Source organism: Mesorhizobium sp. CA16, assembly GCF_020165175.1.
Classification (GTDB): Bacteria; Pseudomonadota; Alphaproteobacteria; order Rhizobiales; family Rhizobiaceae; genus Mesorhizobium.
In genome coordinates, this window is the sequence record NZ_JAIUHP010000007.1 from 88,994 (window position 1) to 110,806 (window position 21,813).

Here is a 21,813-nt window from a genome sequence, read left to right on the forward strand (position 1 = left end):
ATAGCGTTGCTTTCCACTCGTCCTGTCCCACCCGATCGACGCCGCCCGGAGCCTTGCTGATGTCGCCTAAACCCACCTGTCGTCTCGTTCGCCCCGAAAGCACCTATCAGGGCAAGCAGGGGCTGAGCTATTTCGCCGGCATCGCCGCCGAAACCGTCGGCTCCTCCGGCATCTGCATGCATCTTCTCACCATGCCGCCCGGCGCGCGCGCCAAGGCGCATATGCATGAAAGCCACGAGACGGCGATCTACGTGCTCTCCGGCGAAGTCCACACCTGGTACGGCGACCGGCTCGAGCACCACACCGTCGTCAAGGCCGGCGACCTCTTCTACATTCCGGCGGGCGTGCCGCATCTGCCCGCCAATCTGAGCGGGGCGCCCTCCTCCGCGGTCATCGCCCGCACCGATCCCAATGAACAGGAAAGCGTCGTGCTGCTGCCGGAGCTGGATGGCCTCGTCGCTTGACCCTGACGGGATGACCGTCATTTGCATCGCGCGACTTCGCCCATCACATTGCCGCCTTCGTCAGCCACGACCAGCTTCTTCGCATTCTTCGCGCTGCGCTTGATGGTGAACCTGGTCGGCTGTCCCTCTTCGCCTTCAGCCTCGCATTTTGCCGTCACCACCAGCGATCCATCGGCCTGCGCTTGGCGGTCGCTGAAGGTGCAGGCGCTGGCCGCCGTGATCAGTTCCTTGTCGGTCAAAAGCAGCATCTTGTCGGCAGCGACCTGCTGGCCGTTCCGGTTGATGCAGCCATATTTGTCGCCATAGGGCTTGCTGAGGTCGATGCCGGCGGCAAGAGCCTGGCCGTCGGCAAGTATCACGGCCGCCGTGATCGCAAGATGAAGAGCCCGCATGGTCAGACCCCGGTGGCCGGAATGCCGGTTCGCTCGACCTTGCGCGGCGCGGAAATCTCCTTCCAGGTCGACAGCGCCCGGTTGACCGCGGCGTTCGGCTCGCGGGCGACGAACTCGCCATGGCCGGTCTTGGCCTTCACCTCCGCTTCCTCGATCGACAGCTCGCCGCGCGAGAAGACGAAGCGCGGCAGACCGGTCACCTCGACGCCTTCGAAGACGTTGTAGTCGATCACCGACTGCTGGTTCTTGGCCGAGATCGTCTTCTTGCGCTTCGGATCCCACACGACGATGTCGGCGTCGGCGCCTTCGACGATCGCGCCCTTCTTCGGATACATGTTGAGGATCTTGGCGATGTTGGTCGAGGTCACCGCGACGAACTCGTTCATCGTCAACCGCCCGGTGTTGACGCCTCTCGTCCATAGAACCGGCAAGCGGTCCTCGAGCCCGCCGGTGCCGTTCGGGATCTTGGTGAAGTCGCCGATGCCGTTGCGCTTTTGGCTGGTGGTGAAAGAGCAGTGATCGGTCGCCACGACCTGCAGCGAGCCGGCCTGCAAGCCGGCCCACAGCGAATCCTGGTGCCACTTGCTGCGGAAAGGCGGGCTCATCACCCGGCGCGCCGCATGGTCCCAGTCCTTGTTGAAATACTCGGTCTCGTCGAGCGTCAGATGCTGGATCAATGGCTCGCCGAACACCCGCATGCCCTTCTGCCGGGCGCGGCGGATCGCCTCGTGGCTCTGCTCGCAGGAGACATGCACGACATAGAGCGGCACGCCCGCCATGTCGGCGATCATGATGGCGCGGTTTGTCGCCTCGCCCTCCACTTCCGGCGGCCGCGAATAGGCATGTCCCTCCGGACCATTGTTGCCGGCGGCCAAAAGCTTCTGCGAGAGCGCTGCGACCACGTCACCATTCTCGGCATGGACCAGCGGCAGCGCGCCGAGATCGGCGCAACGCTGGAACGACGAGTACATCTCGTCGTCGTCGACCATCAGCGCGCCCTTATAGGCCATGAAATGCTTGAACGAGGTGATGCCCCGGTCGACGACTTGAGCCATCTCGTCGAACACCTGCTTGCCCCACCAGGTGATCGCCATGTGAAAGGAATAGTCGCAGGAGGCTTTCGAGGTCTTGTTGTCCCACATCTGCAGGGCTTCCAGCAGCGACTGCTGCGGCGCCGGTAGGCAGAAATCGACCACCATGGTCGTGCCGCCGGAGAGCGCCGCGCGCGTGCCGGATTCGAAATCGTCGGCCGAATAAGTGCCCATGAAGGGCATTTCGAGATGGGTGTGCGGATCGATGCCGCCCGGCATGACATAGCACCCCGTGGCGTCGAACTCATGGTCGCCGTGCAGGTTGGAGCCGATGGCGACGATCTTGCCATGCTGCATCAGCACGTCGGCCTTCCAGGTACGGTCGGCGGTAACGATGGTGCCGTTCCGGATGACTTTGGTCATATCTGTTCCCCTGTTCTTTCGCGCTTCTTTGCGAGCGGCGTTGCGAGGTGACTGGTCTAGGCGATCATTCAACGATTCCAGCTGTCTCGACCACCGCATGGAACAGCACATCGGCGCCCGCCGCCGCCCATTCCTTGGAGATCTCCTCGGCCTCGTTGTGGCTGAGGCCGCCGACGCAGGGGCACATGACCATGGTCGCCGGTGCCACCTTGGCCGCCCAGCAGGCGTCGTGGCCGGCGCCGGAGATGATATTCATATGGCTGTAACCGAGCTTTTCGGCGGCTGTGCGCACGCGGCCGACCAGCGTCGGATCGAAGGTCACCGGGTCGAAATGGCCGACCGCCTCGACCGAGCATTTCACGCCAAGCGCCTCGCAGATCTTCGGCGCTTCCTTTTCGATGCGGGCGCGCATGCCGTCGAGCTTGGCCTGGTCCGGCGAGCGGATGTCGACGGTGAAGACCACCGTGCCTGGCAGGACGTTCCGGGAATTGGGCGAGAACTTCACTTGGCCCACCCCGCCGACGGCGCCGGGCTGGTTCTCCATGGCGACCGTCTGCACCATCTCCAGGATGCGCGCCATGGCAAGGCCTGCATTGACGCGCATGTTCATCGGCGTCGAGCCGGTATGCGCTTCCCTGCCGGTCAGCGTGAACTCCAGCCACCACAGGCCCTGGCAGTGGGTCACCACGCCGATTTGCTTGTTCTCGGCTTCGAGGATCGGGCCCTGCTCGATATGGTATTCGAAATAGGCGTGCATCTTGCGCGCGCCGACCGTCTCGTCGCCCACCCAGCCGATCCGCTTCAGCTCGTCGCCGAAGGTCAGGCCGTCGAGATCCTTGCGGGCATAGGCATATTCCTGGGTGTGCACGCCGGCGAACACGCCCGAGGCGAGCATCGCCGGCGCGAAACGAGCGCCCTCCTCGTTCGTCCAGTTGGTGACGACGATCGGATGTCTGGTCTTGATGCCGAGATCGTTGAGCGAGCGCACCACCTCCAGGCCGGAAAGTACGCCGAGCACGCCGTCATATTTGCCGCCGGTCGGCTGGGTGTCGAGATGGGAGCCGACATAGACCGGCAGCGCGTCCGGATCGGTGCCGGCCCGCGTCATGAACATGGTGCCCATCTGATCCACGCCCATGGTGAGCCCGGCCTCATCGCACCAGGACTTGAACAGCTCGCGGCCTTGCTTGTCGGAATCGGTCAGTGTCTGACGATTGTTGCCGCCGGCAATGCCGGGGCCGATCTTCGCCATCTCCATGATGGAATCCCACAAGCGGTCTGAATTCACTCGCAGATTTTCACCAGGTGCGGCCATTTGCGGTTCCCATTTTCACCAGGGGTCTTGTCGCCCCTTGAGTGGTTTGCATCCTGACCGTATGGTCAGCTTTCAGACTACACAAGCTGACCAAGCGGTCAACGAGAATCTTGGGGGAGACATGAGCGAATCCACCCGTCCCATGCGGCGACAGGACATAAGGCGGGAGAATGAAAAAGCAATTCTGCTCGCCGCCGAAAAGGTGTTTGCGGAAGCCGGGTTCGGCGGCGCCACGATGCAGCTGATCGCCGATCTGGCGGGACTGCCAAAGGCAAATCTCCACTACTATTTCGCCACCAAGGAAGAGCTCTACCGGTCCGTCGTCCAGAACATTTTCGAGATCTGGCTGCAGGCGGCCAATTGCTTCGACGCGGCGCGCGGCCCGGTAGACGGCATCAGCGCCTACATCGACGCCAAGATGGAAATATCGCGTCGCCACCCGGACGGCTCGAAGGTCTGGGCCTCGGAAGTCATGCACGGCGCGCCCGTGCTTCAGGACTATATGGAATCGACGCTGCGCGAATGGACCGACGGTCGCGTCGAGATCATCAGGCGCTGGATCGAGGAGGGCAAGATGGACCCGGTCGACCCGCGTCATCTGCTTTACATGCTCTGGGCCACGACCCAGCATTACGCCGATTTCGGCCACCAGATCGAGACGCTGAACGGCGGCAAGTCGCTCTCCGACCGGCAATGGCGGGAAGCCAAGGAAAACATCAAACGGGTGATCCTGACCGGCATTGGCGCGCAGCCGGCCTGAATCGCACCGAAGGTCGGCGCTGCGGCGTCGACCTCAGCCGGCGGCTTCGCGGACACCCTCCCTCCACGGCAGAGTGTCCGCTCCGGCTTGTCAGTCGATCGACCTCAGCACCTCACGCACATGGTCGATGAGTTCGTTGATCTGGCCCTTGGTGATGATCAGCGGCGGCGACAGCGCGATGATGTCGCCGGTGGTGCGGATCAGCGCGCCGCGTTCGAACGCTTTGACGAAGGCTGAGAAGGCCCGCTTGGTCGGGCTGCCGGCGATCGGCGCCAGCTCGATCGCGCCGATCAGGCCGATGTTGCGGATGTCGACGACATGCGGCTCGCCCTTCAGCGAATGCAGCGCGTCCTCCCAGTAAGGCGCCAGTTCCTCGCCGCGGGTCAAAAGGCCCTCTTCCTTGTAGGTGTCGAGCGTGCCGAGCGCCGCGGCGCAGGCGATCGGATTGCCCGAATAGGTGTAGCCGTGGAAGAACTCGATCATGTGCTCCGGGCCGGTCATGAAGGCGTCGTGGATCTCCTTCTTGACGAACACCGCGCCCATCGGGATGACGCCGTTGGAGACGCCCTTGGCGGTGGTCATGATGTCCGGCGTGACCCCGAAATAGTCCGCCGCGAACGGCGCGCCGAGGCGGCCGAAGCCGGTGATCACTTCATCGAAAATCAACAATATGCCGTGCTTCGTGCAGATTTCCCGAAGCTTCTGCAGGTAGCCCTTCGGCGGCAGGATGACGCCGGTGGAGCCGGCGACCGGCTCGACGATGACGGCAGCGATGGTCGAGGCGTCATGCAGCGCGATGAGCCGCTCGAGATCGTTCGCGAGCTCGGCGCCATGCTCCGGCACACCCTTCGAGAAGGCGTTCTTGTCCGGCAGATGCGTATGCGGCAGATGGTCGACGCCGCCGAGCAGCGTGCCGAACATCTTGCGGTTGGAGACGATGCCGCCGACCGAGATGCCGCCGAAATTGACGCCGTGATAGCCGCGCTCGCGGCCGATCAGGCGGGTGCGCGAGCCCTCGCCGCGAACGCGGTGATAGGCGATCGCCATCTTGAGCGCGGTGTCCACCGATTCCGATCCGGAATTGGTGAAGAAGACATGGTCCATGCCCTTGGGGGCGATATCGACCAGCCGGTTCGCCAGCTCGAACACGATCGGATGGCCCATCTGGAAAGCCGGCGCGTAGTCGAGCTCGGCAGCCTGGTTCTGGATCGCCTCGGTGATCTTCGGCCGGCAGTGGCCGGCGTTCACGCACCACAGGCCCGCAGTGCCGTCGAGCACCTTGCGGCCGTCGCTGGTGGTGTAGTGCATGTCCTTGGCGGACACGAACATGCGCGGCGCCTGCTTGAACTGGCGGTTTGCCGTGAACGGCATCCAGAATGCGCTGAGATCGTTCGGCGTGACTTTCAGCCGGTTGGACATGACCAGGACTTCCCCTTGTAAGCGTGTTTCGGTGCGGCCAACGCTTGGTCTTTGCTGCGTTTTCGTGCTACGCAAATTTTTGACCGGTTGGACAAACGTTAGCACCGCCTGTCGGCGGTCAGGGGATTACTAGCGGAAATGCGGCATAAAAAGCGCGCTCCACAGCCCAAGGAAAAACTGGTCCAGACAATTGGTCCAGAGAGCCGGCGCGAAGACGGCCGGCCAGGATGACGGCGGCGAAGGAAGGCTCTGCTCCCCGCCGCACCCGCATCCAGCAGGAAAAGCGCGAGCTGATCCTGGAAGCCGCGCTCGAAGTCTTCTCCGCCAACGGGTTTCGCGGCTCGACCATCGACCAGATCGCCGAAGCCGCCGGCATGTCGAAGCCCAACCTTCTCTATTACTTCCGCCGCAAGGAGGACATTCACGAGACGTTGATGCAGCGTCTGCTCGACACCTGGCTGGCGCCATTGCGCGAGCTTGACGACATCGGCGATCCGCTGACGGAGCTCAGAAGCTATATCCGCAGGAAGCTGGAGATGGCGCGCGATTTTCCGCGCGAAAGCCGGCTGTTCGCCAATGAGATCCTGCAGGGCGCGCCGCGCATAAAGCCGATGCTGGAGGGCGAGCTGAAGACGCTGGTCGACGAGAAGGCCGCCGTCATCAAGGGCTGGATGCGCGCCGGCAAGATCGCCCGCACCGATCCCTGGCACCTGATCTTCTCGATCTGGGCGACGACGCAGCATTATGCCGATTTCGACGTTCAGGTCCGCGCCGTGCTCGGCGCCGACCGCGGCGGCGACGGCCGCTTCGAGGACGCAGCGCGGTTTCTGGAGCAGCTGTTCCTGGATGGACTGAAACCGAAGGGCTAGCGTATCGCCGGGACGGGGCCGTTTTGCCAGCCGTTTGGCTGTTGCTGTCCTTCGAGATTAGCCGAAGCCTCTCAGCTTCGTCATCCACGGGCGGAGCAAGGAGCGAAGCGACGCAGCGCAGACCCGAGGATCCATTCCGTGACCTCGAAGCGACGCGACGATCCAGAATTCTGCACCGCTGGCACACACGGCAAAGGTAACGGAATGGATCCTCGGGTCTCCGCGTCCGCTTCGCTCCCGCTCCGCCCGTGGATGACGAAGTCGAGGGGACCTCACGCGCTGCGCCGCTCGGTTGGAAGCCCCTCGAGCAGCTTGCGCAATTTCACCACCGAGTTCTGCTCCGCCAGCGGCGTGTAGACGATCAGCCGCGTGTCCGAGCCGTCGTCGATCGACAGGCTCATATGCTCGAACGTCATCGCGCCGGCGATCGGATGCCGCAGATGCTTCAGGCCGGAGAGCCGATGCACCACATCGCGCTGCGGCCACCATTCGCGGAACTCGGGGCTTGAGCGCATCATCAACTCGATCAGCCGCTCGAAATCCGGATCGCCGGTGTATTTCGCGCTTTCGGCGCGGAAAGCGGCAAGGGTCGCGCGCGCCAGCTGTTCCCAATCCACCAGCAGATGCCGCCGGTGCGGATCGGTGAAGACGCCGTGGATGATGTTGCGGGCGTCGCCCTCCAGCAGGCCGTAATCGCCGAAAATCGCGACGGCCGCATCGTTCCATGCCAGCACGTCCCAGCGCGGGCCGACGACATAGGCGGGCTGCAGGACCAAGCTCTGCAGCATGTGCAGCAGCGGCCCCTCGACCTTGCCCTGCACGATGCGGCGCCGCTCCGGCTGCTGGCGGCCGGCGAGCGTGAACAGATGCCGCTGCTCGGCGGCGTCGAGCCGCAGCGCCTGGCAGAGAGCCGACAGCACCTCGACCGAAGGCCGTACGTCCCTGCCCTGCTCCAGCCATGTGTACCAGGTCGTGCCGACGCCGGCGATCATCGCCACTTCCTCACGCCGCAGGCCCGGCGTGCGCCGCCGCGCGCCGCAGGCGATGCCGGCGGTATCAGGCGAAAGCCGCTCGCGACGGGAACGCAGGAAGGCGCCGAGTTCGCGCCGGCGATGATCTTCGGGAGAATGGGCGATGGCATCCATGCGCCTATTATAGCAGTACCGATACCAGGATAAAGTTTGAACTGTTTGCGTCCCGCGCGATGTCCCATCTTTCCATTCAGAGCAGCGCAAGGAGGCTCCGGACATGGAACTCAGGAACAAGACAATTCTCGTCACCGGCTCGACCGATGGCGTCGGCCGCGTGGTCGCCGAGCGGCTCGGCGCCGGCGGCGCCCACGTGCTGGTGCATGGCCGCGACGAAAGCCGCGGCAAGGCGACTGTGGCCGCCATAGAGGCAAAAGGTGGCAAGGCGGAATTCCTCGCCGCCGACCTCGCTTCGCTTGCCGAAGTGCGCCGCCTCGCCGAAGCGGTGCGCGCCAGGACCGATCGGCTCGACGTCCTGATCAACAATGCCGGCGTCGGCACCGGCGGCCAGGCCGCCAGCCGGCAGGTCAGCGCCGACGGCTACGAGTTGCGCTTCGCCGTCAACTATCTCGCCGGCTTCCTGCTGACGTCGGAGCTCTTGCCTTTGCTCAAAGCAAGCGCGCCGGCGCGCATCGTCAATGTCGCCTCGGCCGGCCAGCAGGCGATCGACTTCGACGACGTGATGCTGACGCATAGCTATAGCGGCGTGCGCGCATACTGCCAGAGCAAGCTGGCGCAGATCCTGTTCACCGTCGATCTGGCGGAGCAGCTCGACGGCACCGGCATCACGGTCAATGCTTTGCACCCGGCAAGCTACATGGACACAACGATGGTGCGGCAGGCCGGGGTCACGCCATGGAGCTCGGTCGAGACCGGCGCCGACGCCATTCTCAACCTGGCAACATCGCCGGCGCTCGAAGGCCGCAGCGGCCTCTATTTCGACGGCCAGCGCGAATCGCGCGCCGACCCGCAGGCCTATGACGAGAAAGCCCGCCGCCGGTTGCGCGCGCTTAGCCTCGAGCTGATCGGACAATCTTCCGCAACATCCAGGGAAAAGCATTCATGAGCGAGACCACCGAACACTGCGTCATCGTCGGCGGCTCATCCGGCATCGGCCTCGCCACGGCCAAACGGCTGGTCGGCCCCGGCATGAAAGTGACCATCACCGGCCGCAACGAGGAGAAACTCAAAGGCGCATGGAAGACGCTTGGCGGCACCGTCGGCAAGGCAGCGTTCGACGCCACCAAGCCGGACGAGGTCCGGAATTTCTTCGAGCGTCTCGGGCCGTTCGATCACCTTGTTCTCGCCGCCAGCGGCGGCAAGGGACTGGGACCGTTCGCGACGCTCGACCTCGCCGACATCGGCAGCGGCGTCGATGAAAAGATCCGGCCGCAACTCTCCTGCCTGCAGGCGGCCCTGCCGACCTTGAATAAAGCTGGATCGGTGACTTTCATCTCGGCCGTGTCGGCGCAGATCGCCGCGCCCGGCGTCGCCGGCATCGGCGCCATCAACGGCATGCTTTTGACCGTCGCGCCGATCCTGGCCGTCGAGCTGAAGCCTTTGCGTGTCAATGTCGTGGCGCCCGGCGTCATCGAAACGCCCTGGTGGGATTTTTTGCCGAATGACCAGCGGCAGGCAGTGTTTGCCGAATATGCCGGCAAGACGCCGGTCGGCCGTATCGGTCGCGCCGAGGACGTCGCCGAAGCGATCGCCTTCCTGGTTTCGAACAGCTTCATGACCGGCCAGGTGCTGACCTGCGACGGAGGCCTGCGCTTTGCTGCGTGAACAGGCGCGCGGATCTCTTATCCGCGCGCCAAGCCGTTCGATCAGGCAGCCTTGGCGGCTGGCATCGGATGGATGGCGTGGAAGGGAATGCACAGCCGGTTCCAGGTATTGATCATGCCGAGCGCGACCGAGAGCTTGACCAGTTCCTCTTCCGAGAAATGCTCGAGCGTGCGGGCGTAGAGCTCGTCCGATACGCCATTGTTCGCGATCAGCGTCACGGCTTCGGTCCATGCAAGGGCGGCGCGCTCGCGCTCGGAAAACAGCGGCGATTCCTTCCAGGCGGCGACGAGATAAAGCCGCGTTTCGGTCTCGCCGTCGCGTCGCGCCTCGCGACTGTGCATTTCGACACAATATGAGCAGCCATTGATCTGCGAGGCCCTGAGCTTGATCAGGTGCAACAGGCTCACTTCCAACCCGCATTCGTCGACGGCCTTGTTGAGCGCCGACACCGCCTTCATGATTTCCGGCGCCTTGGCAAAGAACTGCAGCCTCTGTTTCATCGTCTTTTCCTTCCGGGTTTTTGGTGGGGTCAGGGGTTCAAATCTGTTTCGGTGAAGCGGATTTCTGGGGCCGCTGGTGGCGCTCGACGAAGGCGCAACTCGCGGCATAGGATCGCTGATCGCCTTCGGCCGCGTACTCCGCCACGATGTCGGACAGCTTCACTTCGGCGAGCGCCGCCCGATAGGCGCGCTCGGCCTTGAGCATCGCGGCATTGATGCCGCAAGGCTTCACATAGGCCGAGGCATCGATCTTGACCGGGCCGCGCTGGCGGATCTCGCCGCAACGGAAGGCGGGCTCCCTGCCCTCCACTGCAAGCACAATGTCGAGCAGCGTGATGCGCTCGGCCGCCCGCGCCAGCCTGTAGCCGCCCGCCGGTCCCGGCACCGATTCCAGGATGCGCGCCGCCGTGAGCTGGTTGAGATGCTTGAGCAGATAGCTCGGCGACAGACCAAACGCCTCAGCCAACGCCGCGCCCGGCATGGTGCTGTTGCCATCGACGCTGGCCAGCGTCGCCGCGCAATGGATTGCCGCCTCAACGCCATCGCCGAGCTTCATCGTACCGATCTCCTAATCATGGATATTTTTTATCGTAGATAATTTTTATCTGCAATGAAAAAATGAAGATTGCCCGCGGATTCGCAATGACAGAGTGGGGGAGAATTGGCGCTTCGCGGGACTTGGGTTCCTCGCACCCCGCAAAGCGGGGGAGAGGTGGCCCGGCGAAGCCGGGACGGAGAGGGGGACGCCTTCTGTGAAGCCAAAACCGGTCAGGGACCAGGCGCAAGAAAGATAAAAGACAATCACGGGCCTCAGCGGTGTGCAACCGCCGCGAAAGCCCCTCTCCGTCCCGGCTTCGCCGGGCCACCTCTCCCCACTCCCGTGGGGCGAGGAACCCAAGCTTTACTCCGCGGCCACCTTGGCCATCGGATTGTTGGGGTGCGTCGTCCAGTTGGCGTAGACCGGCGACACCGGCAAGCCGGTGCGCTGGTCCAGCACGCCGGCGGCCAGCGGCTGCATGGTGATGCAGCCCTCCACCGGACAGACATTGACGCAAAGGTTGCAGCCGACGCATTCGGCTTCGATCACCTCGAAATGCCTGACACCGTCGACCATGCTGGTGATCGCCTGATGCGAGGTGTCCTCGCAGGCGATGTGGCAGCGGCCGCATTTGATGCAGGCATCCTGGTCGATATGCGCCTTGGCGACATAGTTGAGGTTGAGATACTGCCAGTCGGTGACATTGGGCGTGGCACGGCCGACGATGTCGGAGAGCGAGGCGTGACCCTTCTCGTCCATCCAGTTCTCCAGCCCCGCGATCATCTCCTGCACGATCTTGAAACCATAGGTCATCGCCGCCGTGCAGACCTGCACGTTGCCGGCGCCGAGCGCCATGAATTCGGCGGCGTCGCGCCAGGTGGTGATGCCGCCGATGCCTGAGATCGGCAGGCCATGCGTTTCCGGATCGCGCGCGATCTCGGCCACCATGTTCATGGCGATCGGCTTCACCGCCGGGCCGCAATAGCCGCCATGCGAGCCCTTGCCGTCGATGGTCGGCTGCGGCGCGAAATTGTCGAGATCGACGCCGGTGATCGAGTTGATCGTGTTGATCAGCGACACAGCATCGGTGCCGCCGGCATGCGCTGCGCGCGCCGGCTTGCGAATGTCGGTGATGTTGGGCGTCAGCTTGGTGATGACCGGCATGCGCGTGTACTGCTTGCACCAGCGCACGACCATTTCGATATATTCCGGCACCTGGCCGACCGCCGAGCCCATGCCGCGCTCGCTCATCCCGTGCGGGCAGCCGAAATTGAGCTCGATTCCGTCGGCGCCGGTCTCCTCGACCAGCGGCAGGATCGCCTTCCAGCTCTCCTCCACGCACGGCACCATGATCGAGGCGATCAGCGCCCGGTCCGGCCAGTTCATCTTCACCTGCTTCATCTCGCGCAGATTGGTCTGCAGGTCGCGGTCGGTGATCAGCTCGATATTGTTGAGGCCGAGCAGCCGGCGGTCGGCACCCCAGATCGCGCCATAACGCGGGCCGTTGACGTTGACGACCGGCGGACCTTCCTCGCCCAGCGTCTTCCACACCACGCCGCCCCAGCCGGCCTTGAAGGCGCGCTCGACATTGTAGGCCTTGTCAGTCGGCGGCGCCGAGGCCAGCCAGAACGGATTGGGCGATTTGATGCCGACGAAATTGTTGCGGATGTCTGCCATGCTCATGCCCTCCCGTTAGAGGTCAGTGCCCGGTGGATGCTCTCGGCCGCGTCGCGCCCTTGCGCCACCGCCGAGACAGTCAAATCGTCGCCGCCGAAGATGCAGTCGCCGCCGGCCCAGACCTTGGCCAGCGAGGTGCGGCCTTCGGCATCGACCTTGATGCGGCCGCCTTCGAGCTCGATCTGTTCCGCGCTGCCGTTGAGATGCGCCGGCACGAAGCTCTGGCCGATCGCCTTGAACACCTGGTCGGCATTGAGCCGCAGCGTCTCGCCGGTGCCGACAAGCTTGTCGCCGCTCATGGCGGTGTATTCGAGCTCGATGGCCGACACCTTGCCGTTCTCGGCAATGACGCGCTTCGGCTGCAGCCAGTGGCGGATGGTGACGCCGTTGGCGGCGGCCAGATCCTGCTCGAACTCCGAAGCATTCATGTGCTCCTGGCCGCGCCGGTAGCAGATCGTCACTTCTTCGGCGCCGAGCAGCTTCGACTGCACCGCCGCGTCGATCGCCGTCATGCCGCCGCCGATGACGACGACGCGCCGGCCGACCGGCAGGCCGGAAAGATCGCTCGCCTGGCGCAGTTCCGAGATGAATTCCACCGCGTTGGCGACGCCGTCGGCGTCCTCGCCATCGGCGCGCAACGTGTTGACGCCGCCAAGCCCCATGCCGAGGAAAACCGCATCATAGTTGCGGATCAGGTCGGCAAGCTGGAAGTCGCGGCCGAGCGCCTTGCCGTTCTGGATGTCGATGCCGCCGATCGCGGTGACATAGTCCACTTCCGCCTGGGCGAAATCGTCGACGCTCTTATAGGCGGCGATGCCGTATTCGTTGAGCCCGCCGGCCTTCGGCCGCGCCTCGAGGATCGTTACGTCATGGCCGTGGCGGGCAAGCCGATGCGCCGCCGCCAGCCCCGCCGGGCCGGCGCCGACCACGGCAATGCTCTTCCCGGTCGGTTCGGCGCGCTTGTAGAACTGCTTGTTCTCGCTCATGGCGACGTCGGTGGCATAGCGCTGCAGCCGGCCGATCTGCACCGGCTTGCCTTCGGCGACCTCGCGCACGCAGGCCTCTTCGCACAGCGTCTCGGTCGGGCAGACGCGGGCGCACATGCCGCCGAGAATATTCTGGTCGAAGATCGTCTTGGCCGAACCCAGCGGATTGCCCGTCGCGATCTGCCGAATGAATAGCGGGATGTCGATCGACGTCGGGCACGCGTTCATGCACGGCGCGTCGTAGCAGAAATAGCAGCGATCAGACTCGACCAGCGCCTCGTGATGATCGAGCGGCGGATGCAGGTCGGAAAAATTGTCGGCATATTGCTCGGAAGACAGCCGCCCGCCGGCAATGCCTTCGATGAAATGACCAGTCGCCATTCCAGTTCCCCTTGTTGTCGTTTTGGGGAAGGCTAGCACGTTTTATTTTTTTATCAATTGGTCAATTTTCGGCCAAGCCACTGTATTGTTTGCCCAAAAACATGATGAATGTAGTCATGTTATAGCCGGCTCGGCAACCTTTGCTGTGTCATGGCTTGTGACGCTGTGGCCATGGATGGACCGGATCTCGTCCGCCACCAGTTCCTGCAGCCGCCACAGATTGCGGTCATGGATGCCAAAGGTCTCGAGGTGGCTGACGGTGTTGTAGAGATATTCGGCGCCGGAGCCGACATGGCCGCAGGCGCGTGCCAGTATCTTCGCCACGCTTTCCAGCGGCTGCCCGAGCGAAGTGCCCTTGCCGGTCACGCCGACCCAGAAGCCGAGCGCCCGCAAAGACCCTTGCGCCGTTCTTACCGGAACCCACCGGACCGAGCTGACGGACTCATGGTCGTCGATTTCACGCCGCAGCAATCGCTCGATCTGGGCTGGTTTCTCGCCATCCGGCAAACGATAGATGACGCCGTCGCAGCGCCCGCCCCGTTCCAGCGCCATCATCAATCCAGGCTGCTCGCGGCTGCCGCGCCAGCGCTTTATGTCGAGGCAGAACGAGCGGTGCCAGCCATGCGCGGCCGCGCGTCTTTGCTCGACCGATTCGAAGGCCGGCTTCCAGATCAGCGAGCCATAGGCGAACACCCACAGCGGACCGTCGTCGGCTTCGCCGGACAGGCGCTTAGCAAGCGTCCGGAAATCATCATCGCTTAGCTGTGTCCAGCTGCCATCGGGACCAGGGTCGACCTCGTCGCGATGGCACAAGGCCACGAGCTCAGGCGTGAGTGACATTCGACGCATGAAGACAGCCCCCTCTTTGAGGCCAGCAAAGTCGAAAAGCGCCGGATACGCAAGATCGTGGGCCTAATGCATGTCACCGAGAAGTGTGCAGCGGTTCTGGGACAACGACATGCATCAAGACAAGGACTCAAAGCGCGCCGCCTGAATCCGTTTCAGCGCGACGCGATTTAAGCCGCTTGCCGTCCTCGAATTCTGGCCCAGATGTCGGATTCCTGTCGTCAGGATCGTCCTAAGGTGTGTTGAGATTCAGGTCAGGCCGCGCCGAAAACGGCGGTTTTCGAGAACCGGAGCGGAGCGTACTTAAGTACGTGAGCACCGGAAGCGCAGGAAACCGGCGTTTGCAGGCCGGCATCACCTGAATATCAACATACCTTAGGATTGGATCGAACAACGATCGCTGCCTGAACCGGTGAGGAGACCGACCATGCCGAAATCCCCGCAACCTTTCTTCTGGTACGAGTTGATGACCACCGACCTCGACGCCGCCGAGGCTTTCTACACCGCCGTTGTCGGCTGGCGGGCCGAGCCCTTCGACAAGGCGCCCGGCATGCCCCGCTACATCGTCGTGAACTCCGCCATGCGCGGCGTCGGCGGGCTGATGACGATGCCGGAAGAGCCCGCCAAGATGGGCATGCCGCCAGCCTGGATGGGCTACATCTACACCAAGGATGTCGACGCCTCGACGCAAGCGCTCAAGGACGCCGGCGGCGCCGTCCACCGCGCACCGGACGACATTCCGGGCGTTGGCCGCTTCGCGGTCGTTGCGGACCCGCAAGGGGCTTCCTTCATGTTCCTGCAGCCTAATCAGGCCGAGCAGCCGCCGGTGCCGGCGACCACGCCCGGCCATGTCGGTTGGCATGAGCTCTATACATCGGACTGGAAAGCCGCCTTCGATTTCTATTCCAGCCAGTTCGGCTGGGAGAGCGCCGGCCAGTTCGATATGGGCGAGATGGGCATCTACCAGACTTTTGGCGCCGGCCCCCAATCCGGCGGCGGCATCATGAACAAGCCGCCGCAGATCCCGGTCCCCGTCTGGCAGTTCTATTTCAACGTCGATGCCATCGACGCCGCCGCCAAGCGCGTCACCGACAATGGCGGCAAGGTCATCATGGGTCCAATGGACGTGCCGAGCGGCCAGTGGATCATCCAGTGCCAGGACCCGCAAGGCGCGCATTTCGCGCTGCTGGCACCGGTTCGGTAATAGCACCACTCGGCGGGCTGGCGCTGGATCATTCCGGCGTCAGCACCGCCAGCTTCAGATCGGCTTTCTTGGCGCCGCTGAGCTGGACGACGGCCGCTCCGCCCTGGAGCTTGAAACGCACGCTTTTGCGAATGCCCGGGCAGGTCTTCACGCCGCTGAAAGCCGCCGATTTCACGATCTTGCCATCCTGCACGACATCGATCCAGGCCTCGTCGGACAGGCTGAACTGCAGCTCGCCTTGAGGCGGCACCGTCACATTTGCCGTCGCGCCGAAGGTGCCGGCTTTCGGTGCACGGTCAGGCGGCACTTCAAAGCTGACCGTGTCGACAGCCGCGAGTGAGAAATCCACCGCTTCGCCGACTGTCAGCGTGGCGCCGGACTGGGCGGCGGGCGCGGCCGCAAACAGGGCCTGCTCGCGTTCAACCGGCCATTTGAACGCGTCGCAGCCGGTGTCTGCGGCTGCGGCGAAGCTGGTGCCCGCAAGGATTGCGAATAGGCTGATGACGACTTTTCTCATGGTTAAGGGACCTGCCTGGTTTTGATGCGTCACCCATACTAATACAACCATAAGGATATGTATGCAACCATAGAGAGAAAAAATATGGGGATTGAAGCCATTTCCACTCGCCGATTGTTGATGGCAGGCCATGGGATGTGAGTGGTCCGTCGCCGGGCGATAACTTAAGGCCCGAGCGGCGTACAATGGAGTTTTAGATGAAGCTTTTCGAAAGCCTTGCCCAGTGCCGTCCGCAAGCGTTGGGCGTGTTGCGCATCATGACCGCCTTGCAGTTCGTCGAACACGGCTCGCAGAAGCTGTTCAACTTCCCGGTCAGCGCCGAGCCGCACGTCCTCACCGGGCTGACGACGGCTGCCGGCATTCTCGAATTCGCCGGCGGCATCCTGCTGGCGCTCGGCCTCTTCACCCGCCCGGTCGCTTTCCTCCTGGCCGGCGAAATGGCGATCGCCTATTTCATGGCGCACATGCCGCGCGACTTCTTCCCCGTTAACAACGGCGGCGACTCGGCGATCTCCTTCTGCTTCATCTTCCTCTATCTGATCTTCGCCGGGGCCGGCGCCTTCGCGCTGGATAACCGCCGCAACGCCTGAAGCATCGAAGGGTACGCGCCTGGAGGTTTTTTGTTTTGACGCAATTCCGGATCGGAAACCGCTTCGCGCTTTTCCTGGAATTGCTCTAGAGCATGATCCCGAAAAGTGGGAACCGGTTTTCGGAAAAGATCATGCTCCAACAAAGAGTTAGAGCAGGATGACGATTCAACGAAACGTCATCCTGCTCTAGCCGCGCATCCGCTCGAAATTGGCGTCGAACAGCGGCGCCGCCTGGATGCGCGCCGCATGGCGCTTGCCGAGGATCTCGATCTCGAAACCGTCCGGTCTGTCGGCGATCTCCTTGGGCACATAGCCCATAGCGACCGACTTCTTCGAATGATGCGCATAGCCGCCCGAGGTGACCCAGCCGCGCACAACGCCGTCATGCCAAATCGCCTCGTCGCCGATCACATCGGCATCGGTGGCGTCGACGATGAAGCTGCGCAGCCTGAGCTTGCCGCCGTCTTTGCGCTCGGTAAGTGCTGCTTCCTTGCCGATGAAATCAGCGTCCTTGCCATAGGCGACGAAGCGGTCGAGCCCGGCCTCAAGCGGCCCATAGATCGGCCGGTACTCGCGCGCCCATGAGCCATAGTTCTTCTCGAGTCTCAGCGCATTGAGCGCGCGCGAGCCGAACAGGCCGATGCCTGACGCTTCGCCCGCGGCCAGCAGCGCCTGGTATGCGGCGCGCTGATATTCGGGCGCTACCCAGACCTCGTAGCCGAGATCCCCGGTGTAGCTGACACGGCCTACCAGGCACGGTGCCATGCCGATATCCATCCGCGCAACCGCCATGAAAGGGAACGCCGCGTTGGAGACATCGGCGCGGGTGACCTTGGCGAGCACTTCCCTGGCCTTCGGTCCGGCGATCGCAAGGCCGGTGAGCTTCTGTCCCAGCGCCTCGATTTGCACCGAGCCGTCCTTCGGCAGATGCGCCTCGAACCAGCGCATGTGGTATTGCTCGGCGATGCCGGAGCCGGCGATGAACCATTCTGCGTCGTCGATATTGGCCAAAGTGAAATCGCCGATCAGCCTGCCGTCGTCCTTCAGCATCGGCGCCAGGGTCATGCGGCCGCGCTTTGGCAGCCTGCAGGCAAGCATGCGCTCGAGCCAGGCGGCCGCGCCCTCGCCCGTCACCTTGTATTTGGCGAAGTTCGAGATCTCCGACAGGCCGACGCCGTCGCGCACCGCCGCGACTTCCTTGGCGACATGCTCGAAGTCGGTCGAGCGCCGCCACGAGAACTCGTCCTTGGTGCCGTCCGGCGCATACCAGAGCGGCACTTCGAGCCCATAGGACACGCCCCATTGCGCGCCCTTGGCGGCAAGCGTGTCATAGACCGGCGTCGTCTTCAGCGGCCGACCGGCCGGCAGTTCCTCATTCGGGAAGCGGATCGAGAAACGGCGCGAATAATTCTCGCGCACCTTGGCGTTGGTGTAAGCCATCGTCGCCCAGTCGCCGTAGCGCGCCACGTCCATCGCCCAGATGTCGGCGCCCGGATCGCCCTCGATCATCCAGTTGGAAAGCGCGAGCCCCACGCCGCCGCCCTGGCTGAATCCGGCCATGACGCCGCAGGCGACCCAGAAGCCCGGCAGGCCGCGCACCGGGCCGACCAGCGGATTGCCGTCCGGCGCAAAGGTGAAGGGGCCGTTGATGATCTGCTTGATGCCGGTTTTCTGGAAAGCGGGGAAATGGCGGAAGCCGACTTCGAGCGACGGCGCGATGCGGTCGATGTCCGGCTCCAGGAGTTCATGGCCGAAATTCCAGGGTGTCTGGAACTCGGACCAGATCTTGTTGGCCTTCTCGTAAGTGCCCATCAGCATGCCGCCGCGCTCCTGGCGCAGATAGAGCTCGCCGTCGAAGTCCACGGCATGAATGATCTCGGTGCCGGTCTTCTTGTTCCAGTCGGCGACCTCCGGCATGTCCTCGGTGATCAGGTACATGTGCTCCATGGCCAGCACCGGCAGCTCGAGCCCGACCATGCGGCCGACCTCCCGCGCCCACAGCCCGCCGGCATTGACGACATGCTCGGCAATGATATCGCCCTTGTTGGTGATGATCCGCCACAGCCCGTCGGGACGGCGCACGATGTCCTCGACCTTGGTGAAGCGCTCAACCTCAGCCCCCAGTTTCCGCGCCGCCTTGGCATAGGCATGCGTCACGCCGGACGGGTCGAGATGGCCGTCCTCCTTGTTGCGGATGGCGCCGACAAACTGGCTGGGATCGATGAGCGGCATCAGTTCCGCCGCTTCCTTGGCCGATATCACCTCGAGGTCGATGCCGAGATAGCGGCCCTTGGACACCACGCCGCGCAGCCAGTCGAGCCGCGCTTCGGTCGCGGCCAGAAGCACGCCCCCGGTGAGGTGCACGCCTGTGGCCTGCCCCGACAGTTCCTCGATCTCCTTGTAGAGCGAGATCGTGTATTTCTGCAGCTTGGCGACGTTGGGATCGCCATTGATGGTGTGCATGCCGCCGGCCGCGTGCCAGGTCGAGCCCGACGTCAGCTCGTCGCGCTCCAAAAGCACGACGTCGGTCCAGCCATGGCGGGCAAGATGGAACAGCACCGAGCATCCGACGACACCGCCGCCGATGACCACGACCTTTGCATGCGACTTCATGGACTTTTCTCGTTGGTTCAGTGAGTTGAGAGATTGAAATGGTCAGGATGGGAAGCTGTTCCCTCACGGCTCACCCTGCCCGATCGCTTCCTTGCGGCGCGCCATATAGGCTTCGAGCGCCTCGCGCACCGCGGGATCCATGGCCGGCTGGACATATTCCTCCAGCGCCTTCTTCCACAGCCGCGTCGCGCGCGCCGTCGTGTCGAGCGCGCCCGCCTCCTGCCAGGCCTCGTAATTCTGCCAGTTGGAAAGCATCGGCTGGTAGAAGGCGGTGGCGTAGCGCTCCAGCGTGTGCGGTTCGCCGAAGAAATGGCCGCCGGTCGGCACCGCGCCCAGCGCCTCGACCGCAAGCTCCGCCTCGTCGACCGCGATCGGCCGCAGGAATTCCATCATGTGCTGGATCATCTCGACATCGATGATGAGCTTTTCGAACGACGCCGTCAGCCCGCCTTCCTGCCAGCCGGCGGCGTGGTAGACGAGATTGCCGTGGCCGAGCACCGCGCCCCACAGCGCCATCAGCGTCTCATAGGCGCCCTGCGCATCGGCGGCATTGGAGGCAGAGCCAGGCGTCGTGCGGTAGGGCAATTTGTAGCGCCGCGCCAACTGTCCCGAAGCAATGTTGGCCTTGGTGTTTTCCGGCGTGCCGAAGGCGGGCGCGCCCGACTTCATGTCGACATTGGAGGTGAAGGCGCCATACATCACCGGCGCGCCCGGACGCACCAGCTGCGTCAGCACGATGCCGAACAGCGCTTCGGCATTCTGCTGCGCCAGCGCGCCGGCCAGCGTCACCGGGCTCATCGCCCCCATCAGCGTGAATGGCGTCACCGCCACCGACTGGCCGTATTCGGCCATCGTCATCAGCCCTTCGGCCATCATCTCGTCGAAGCGGCGCGGCGAGTTGACCGAAATGATGGTCGTGACGCCGGGGTCCTCTCCCATCTGCTCAAGCGTCAGCCCGCGCGCGATCGCCATCATCTCGATGCCGTCCAGCGCCCTGCCCCGCCCGATCGCCGAGACGTGGAAGCATTTGTCGGTCAGCGTCAGGTTGGCGAAATAGGTATCCATATGCCTGGTGTTCGCCGGCAGCTCGACCGGGGCGCAGACCTGGTTGCCCAGCATGTGGATGCAGTTGAAATGCTGCGCCAGCCGGACGAGGTCCGAGTAGTCGGCAAGGTTGCCGGCGCGGCGGCCGCGTTCCATGTCATGCACATTGGGCGGCCCGGCGACGAGCGTGAAGTTGATGGTGCTGCCGCCAAGATGAATGGCGTGGTCTGGCTTTCGGGGCGTCAGCGTATAGGCCGAGCGCGTCGACTTCAGCGCCTCCTCGACCATGCCGCGATCGACGCGCACATTCATCGAGCCGTGGTCGACCTTGGCGCCGGCGCGCTCGAACAGCGACAGGGCGCGTGCGCTCATCACCTCGATGCCGAAATTCTCCAGTATGTGCATCGATGCCTGGTGAATGGCCTCGATCTGGTCGGCCGACAGCAGCGCCATGGGCGGATAGGGATTGTCCACCCGCCGCGCCGGCAGTTGCGGGATGGCGGCTGGTCCCCGGTTGCTGGTGCGCTCGGCGCCGCGCTTGCGTCTTGGTTCGCTCATGCGCGCATCAGAGCGCCGGCATCGCATGCGAGCTGTCAGGAATTCGCCATTTGCCGGCGTGATTTTAGCCAAGGCGGCATTTTTCAAAATCGAGGAAAAGAATAGCGACACGAGTAGTCGTGATATCGATACTTGGCTTTTCGCGCTTCCCACCCCTCGTTAAGAAAGCGCGCAACACTCCTTTTATGATTTCGGCCTATTCGTCTTCCAATGCGTAGGTCGAGTTTTAGTAAAATTGTCGCTGTCTCCGTGCTGCTGGCGCTTTCGGCCTGCGCGACGGCGCCCAGTCACATCAACAATGTCTGCGCGGTCTTCGACCAGAATGACGGCTGGTTCGACAACTGGCAGTCCGCCGCCGAACGGACCGAGCGGAAATACGGCGTTCCCGTCCCCGTGCTGATGGCGACGGTGCGCAAGGAATCCGGCTTCAAGAGCAATGCCCGCCCGCCGCGCACCAAGCTGCTCGGCTTCATCCCGTGGACGCATGTCTCGAGCGCCACCGGCTACTCGCAGGCGCTCGACGGCACATGGTCGCAATATCAAAGCGAGACCGGCAACTGGGCGGCGCGCCGTACGCGCTTTGCCGACGCCATCGATTTCGTCGGCTGGTACCACTCAAAGACGGCCGACACGTTCGGCGTCGCCCGCAACGACACCTACAATCTCTATCTGGCCTATTATCTCGGCTGGACCGCTTATGGCCGCGGCAACCGCGGCGATGGCGGCGTTCAAAACTACGCGCGCGCCACCGACCAGATGGCGCGCGATTACGCCGCGCAGATGCGGCAGTGCGGCAACTAGTTCCTCAACACGGTGATTTTGAAAGATTGAAGGCTTGTCGGGCAAGGCTATCAACGCAAACGCTGGCGATGA

The 21,813-nt window shown here is 63.7% G+C and carries 21 protein-coding genes; 8 read left to right on the forward strand and 13 right to left on the reverse strand.

Annotation, left to right across the window (positions count from 1 at the left end):
• Nucleotides 1-59 precede the first annotated feature (59 nt).
• Nucleotides 60-464 carry a cupin domain-containing protein gene (locus LB525_RS12580; RefSeq protein ID WP_140839621.1) on the forward strand — a complete coding sequence of 135 codons (405 nt, stop codon included), beginning with the start codon at nucleotides 60-62 and terminating at the stop codon, nucleotides 462-464.
• Nucleotides 465-481: 17 nt separating this feature from the next.
• Here the strand turns inward: LB525_RS12580 and LB525_RS12585 are convergent, their stop codons facing one another.
• The 3 genes from LB525_RS12585 to LB525_RS12595 all read right to left on the reverse strand — a co-directional run bounded on the left by LB525_RS12585 (nucleotide 482) and on the right by LB525_RS12595 (nucleotide 3,625).
• Nucleotides 482-856: a hypothetical protein gene (locus LB525_RS12585; RefSeq protein WP_224544859.1), complete on the reverse strand. Its 375-nt coding sequence runs from the start codon at nucleotides 854-856 to the stop codon at nucleotides 482-484.
• Nucleotides 857-858: 2 nt separating this feature from the next.
• Nucleotides 859-2,310: a dihydropyrimidinase gene (gene hydA / locus LB525_RS12590; RefSeq protein WP_140839617.1), complete on the reverse strand. Its 1,452-nt coding sequence runs from the start codon at nucleotides 2,308-2,310 to the stop codon at nucleotides 859-861.
• A gap of 64 nt (nucleotides 2,311-2,374) precedes the next feature.
• Nucleotides 2,375-3,625 (reverse strand): Zn-dependent hydrolase, encoded by a 1,251-nt coding sequence (locus LB525_RS12595; RefSeq protein ID WP_224544860.1) that lies wholly within the window; start codon nucleotides 3,623-3,625, stop codon nucleotides 2,375-2,377.
• Between the two features lie 121 nt (nucleotides 3,626-3,746).
• On the opposite strand from LB525_RS12595, the gene LB525_RS12600 reads away from it, so the two are divergent.
• Nucleotides 3,747-4,385: a TetR/AcrR family transcriptional regulator gene (locus LB525_RS12600; RefSeq protein WP_095768951.1), complete on the forward strand. Its 639-nt coding sequence runs from the start codon at nucleotides 3,747-3,749 to the stop codon at nucleotides 4,383-4,385.
• A gap of 90 nt (nucleotides 4,386-4,475) precedes the next feature.
• On the opposite strand, the gene LB525_RS12605 is transcribed toward LB525_RS12600, so the two are convergent.
• The gene (locus LB525_RS12605) at nucleotides 4,476-5,804 is read right to left on the reverse strand and encodes an aspartate aminotransferase family protein (RefSeq protein ID WP_224544861.1); all 1,329 of its coding nucleotides are present in this window, start codon (nucleotides 5,802-5,804) and stop codon (nucleotides 4,476-4,478) included.
• Between the two features lie 227 nt (nucleotides 5,805-6,031).
• Here LB525_RS12605 and LB525_RS12610 point away from each other — a divergent pair, with 227 nt between their 5' ends.
• Nucleotides 6,032-6,673, forward strand: a complete 642-nt coding sequence (locus LB525_RS12610; protein WP_224544862.1) for a TetR family transcriptional regulator C-terminal domain-containing protein — start codon at nucleotides 6,032-6,034, stop codon at nucleotides 6,671-6,673.
• A gap of 272 nt (nucleotides 6,674-6,945) precedes the next feature.
• Here LB525_RS12610 and LB525_RS12615 read toward each other — a convergent pair whose 3' ends face one another.
• Nucleotides 6,946-7,818, reverse strand: coding sequence for a helix-turn-helix transcriptional regulator (locus LB525_RS12615; protein WP_224544863.1), 873 nt, complete (start codon nucleotides 7,816-7,818; stop codon nucleotides 6,946-6,948).
• 103 nt (nucleotides 7,819-7,921) lie between these two features.
• On the opposite strand from LB525_RS12615, the gene LB525_RS12620 reads away from it, so the two are divergent.
• Together LB525_RS12620 and LB525_RS12625 are read left to right on the forward strand one after the other, a co-directional pair.
• The gene (locus LB525_RS12620) at nucleotides 7,922-8,767 is read left to right on the forward strand and encodes an SDR family oxidoreductase (RefSeq protein WP_224544864.1); all 846 of its coding nucleotides are present in this window, start codon (nucleotides 7,922-7,924) and stop codon (nucleotides 8,765-8,767) included.
• Nucleotides 8,764-9,486 carry an SDR family oxidoreductase gene (locus LB525_RS12625; protein WP_224544865.1) on the forward strand — a complete coding sequence of 241 codons (723 nt, stop codon included), beginning with the start codon at nucleotides 8,764-8,766 and terminating at the stop codon, nucleotides 9,484-9,486. Before LB525_RS12620 ends, LB525_RS12625 begins: the two co-directional genes overlap by 4 nt.
• A gap of 41 nt (nucleotides 9,487-9,527) precedes the next feature.
• Here LB525_RS12625 and LB525_RS12630 read toward each other — a convergent pair whose 3' ends face one another.
• The 5 genes from LB525_RS12630 to LB525_RS12650 all read right to left on the reverse strand — a co-directional run bounded on the left by LB525_RS12630 (nucleotide 9,528) and on the right by LB525_RS12650 (nucleotide 14,417).
• A complete protein-coding gene (locus tag LB525_RS12630; RefSeq protein ID WP_224544866.1) occupies nucleotides 9,528-9,986 on the reverse strand; it encodes a carboxymuconolactone decarboxylase family protein in 459 nt (152 codons plus the stop codon).
• Between the two features lie 37 nt (nucleotides 9,987-10,023).
• Nucleotides 10,024-10,542 carry an RrF2 family transcriptional regulator gene (locus LB525_RS12635; RefSeq protein WP_224544867.1) on the reverse strand — a complete coding sequence of 173 codons (519 nt, stop codon included), beginning with the start codon at nucleotides 10,540-10,542 and terminating at the stop codon, nucleotides 10,024-10,026.
• 345 nt (nucleotides 10,543-10,887) lie between these two features.
• A complete protein-coding gene (preA, locus tag LB525_RS12640; protein WP_224544868.1) occupies nucleotides 10,888-12,201 on the reverse strand; it encodes an NAD-dependent dihydropyrimidine dehydrogenase subunit PreA in 1,314 nt (437 codons plus the stop codon).
• Nucleotides 12,202-12,203: 2 nt separating this feature from the next.
• On the reverse strand, nucleotides 12,204-13,568 hold the full coding sequence (locus LB525_RS12645; protein ID WP_224544869.1) for an NAD(P)-dependent oxidoreductase: 1,365 nt from the start codon (nucleotides 13,566-13,568) through the stop codon (nucleotides 12,204-12,206).
• A 114-nt stretch (nucleotides 13,569-13,682) separates the two neighbouring features.
• Nucleotides 13,683-14,417: a gamma-glutamylcyclotransferase gene (locus tag LB525_RS12650; RefSeq protein WP_224544870.1), complete on the reverse strand. Its 735-nt coding sequence runs from the start codon at nucleotides 14,415-14,417 to the stop codon at nucleotides 13,683-13,685.
• Nucleotides 14,418-14,841: 424 nt separating this feature from the next.
• Here LB525_RS12650 and LB525_RS12655 point away from each other — a divergent pair, with 424 nt between their 5' ends.
• The gene (locus LB525_RS12655; protein ID WP_224544871.1) at nucleotides 14,842-15,618 is read left to right on the forward strand and encodes a VOC family protein; all 777 of its coding nucleotides are present in this window, start codon (nucleotides 14,842-14,844) and stop codon (nucleotides 15,616-15,618) included.
• 28 nt (nucleotides 15,619-15,646) lie between these two features.
• On the opposite strand, the gene LB525_RS12660 is transcribed toward LB525_RS12655, so the two are convergent.
• On the reverse strand, nucleotides 15,647-16,267 hold the full coding sequence (locus tag LB525_RS12660) for a hypothetical protein (RefSeq protein WP_318012400.1): 621 nt from the start codon (nucleotides 16,265-16,267) through the stop codon (nucleotides 15,647-15,649).
• Between the two features lie 65 nt (nucleotides 16,268-16,332).
• On the opposite strand from LB525_RS12660, the gene LB525_RS12665 reads away from it, so the two are divergent.
• Nucleotides 16,333-16,725, forward strand: coding sequence for a DoxX family protein (locus LB525_RS12665; protein ID WP_224544872.1), 393 nt, complete (start codon nucleotides 16,333-16,335; stop codon nucleotides 16,723-16,725).
• A 186-nt stretch (nucleotides 16,726-16,911) separates the two neighbouring features.
• On the opposite strand, the gene LB525_RS12670 is transcribed toward LB525_RS12665, so the two are convergent.
• Nucleotides 16,912-19,338, reverse strand: coding sequence for an FAD-dependent oxidoreductase (locus LB525_RS12670; RefSeq protein WP_224544873.1), 2,427 nt, complete (start codon nucleotides 19,336-19,338; stop codon nucleotides 16,912-16,914).
• A gap of 63 nt (nucleotides 19,339-19,401) precedes the next feature.
• Complete coding sequence (locus tag LB525_RS12675) at nucleotides 19,402-20,940, reverse strand: trimethylamine methyltransferase family protein (protein ID WP_224544874.1); 1,539 nt, start codon at nucleotides 20,938-20,940, stop codon at nucleotides 19,402-19,404.
• Nucleotides 20,941-21,150: 210 nt separating this feature from the next.
• Between LB525_RS12675 and LB525_RS12680 the strand changes: the two genes are divergently transcribed.
• Nucleotides 21,151-21,741 carry a hypothetical protein gene (locus tag LB525_RS12680; RefSeq protein ID WP_095768936.1) on the forward strand — a complete coding sequence of 197 codons (591 nt, stop codon included), beginning with the start codon at nucleotides 21,151-21,153 and terminating at the stop codon, nucleotides 21,739-21,741.
• The last annotated feature ends 72 nt before the right edge of the window (nucleotides 21,742-21,813 follow it).

Bases quoted from the DNA above. Each gene is read 5' to 3' on its own strand.
- LB525_RS12580 (WP_140839621.1), top strand. From the start codon at position 60: ATGTCGCCTAAACCCACCTGTCGTCTCGTTCGCCCCGAAAGCACCTAT.
- LB525_RS12585 (WP_224544859.1), bottom strand. From the start codon at position 856: ATGCGGGCTCTTCATCTTGCGATCACGGCGGCCGTGATACTTGCCGAC.
- hydA (WP_140839617.1), bottom strand. From the start codon at position 2,310: ATGACCAAAGTCATCCGGAACGGCACCATCGTTACCGCCGACCGTACC.
- LB525_RS12595 (WP_224544860.1), bottom strand. From the start codon at position 3,625: ATGGCCGCACCTGGTGAAAATCTGCGAGTGAATTCAGACCGCTTGTGG.
- LB525_RS12600 (WP_095768951.1), top strand. From the start codon at position 3,747: ATGAGCGAATCCACCCGTCCCATGCGGCGACAGGACATAAGGCGGGAG.
- LB525_RS12605 (WP_224544861.1), bottom strand. From the start codon at position 5,804: ATGTCCAACCGGCTGAAAGTCACGCCGAACGATCTCAGCGCATTCTGG.
- LB525_RS12610 (WP_224544862.1), top strand. From the start codon at position 6,032: ATGACGGCGGCGAAGGAAGGCTCTGCTCCCCGCCGCACCCGCATCCAG.
- LB525_RS12615 (WP_224544863.1), bottom strand. From the start codon at position 7,818: ATGGATGCCATCGCCCATTCTCCCGAAGATCATCGCCGGCGCGAACTC.
- LB525_RS12620 (WP_224544864.1), top strand. From the start codon at position 7,922: ATGGAACTCAGGAACAAGACAATTCTCGTCACCGGCTCGACCGATGGC.
- LB525_RS12625 (WP_224544865.1), top strand. From the start codon at position 8,764: ATGAGCGAGACCACCGAACACTGCGTCATCGTCGGCGGCTCATCCGGC.
- LB525_RS12630 (WP_224544866.1), bottom strand. From the start codon at position 9,986: ATGAAACAGAGGCTGCAGTTCTTTGCCAAGGCGCCGGAAATCATGAAG.
- LB525_RS12635 (WP_224544867.1), bottom strand. From the start codon at position 10,542: ATGAAGCTCGGCGATGGCGTTGAGGCGGCAATCCATTGCGCGGCGACG.
- preA (WP_224544868.1), bottom strand. From the start codon at position 12,201: ATGGCAGACATCCGCAACAATTTCGTCGGCATCAAATCGCCCAATCCG.
- LB525_RS12645 (WP_224544869.1), bottom strand. From the start codon at position 13,568: ATGGCGACTGGTCATTTCATCGAAGGCATTGCCGGCGGGCGGCTGTCT.
- LB525_RS12650 (WP_224544870.1), bottom strand. From the start codon at position 14,417: ATGCGTCGAATGTCACTCACGCCTGAGCTCGTGGCCTTGTGCCATCGC.
- LB525_RS12655 (WP_224544871.1), top strand. From the start codon at position 14,842: ATGCCGAAATCCCCGCAACCTTTCTTCTGGTACGAGTTGATGACCACC.
- LB525_RS12660 (WP_318012400.1), bottom strand. From the start codon at position 16,267: ATGGCCTGCCATCAACAATCGGCGAGTGGAAATGGCTTCAATCCCCAT.
- LB525_RS12665 (WP_224544872.1), top strand. From the start codon at position 16,333: ATGAAGCTTTTCGAAAGCCTTGCCCAGTGCCGTCCGCAAGCGTTGGGC.
- LB525_RS12670 (WP_224544873.1), bottom strand. From the start codon at position 19,338: ATGAAGTCGCATGCAAAGGTCGTGGTCATCGGCGGCGGTGTCGTCGGA.
- LB525_RS12675 (WP_224544874.1), bottom strand. From the start codon at position 20,940: ATGAGCGAACCAAGACGCAAGCGCGGCGCCGAGCGCACCAGCAACCGG.
- LB525_RS12680 (WP_095768936.1), top strand. From the start codon at position 21,151: ATGCGTAGGTCGAGTTTTAGTAAAATTGTCGCTGTCTCCGTGCTGCTG.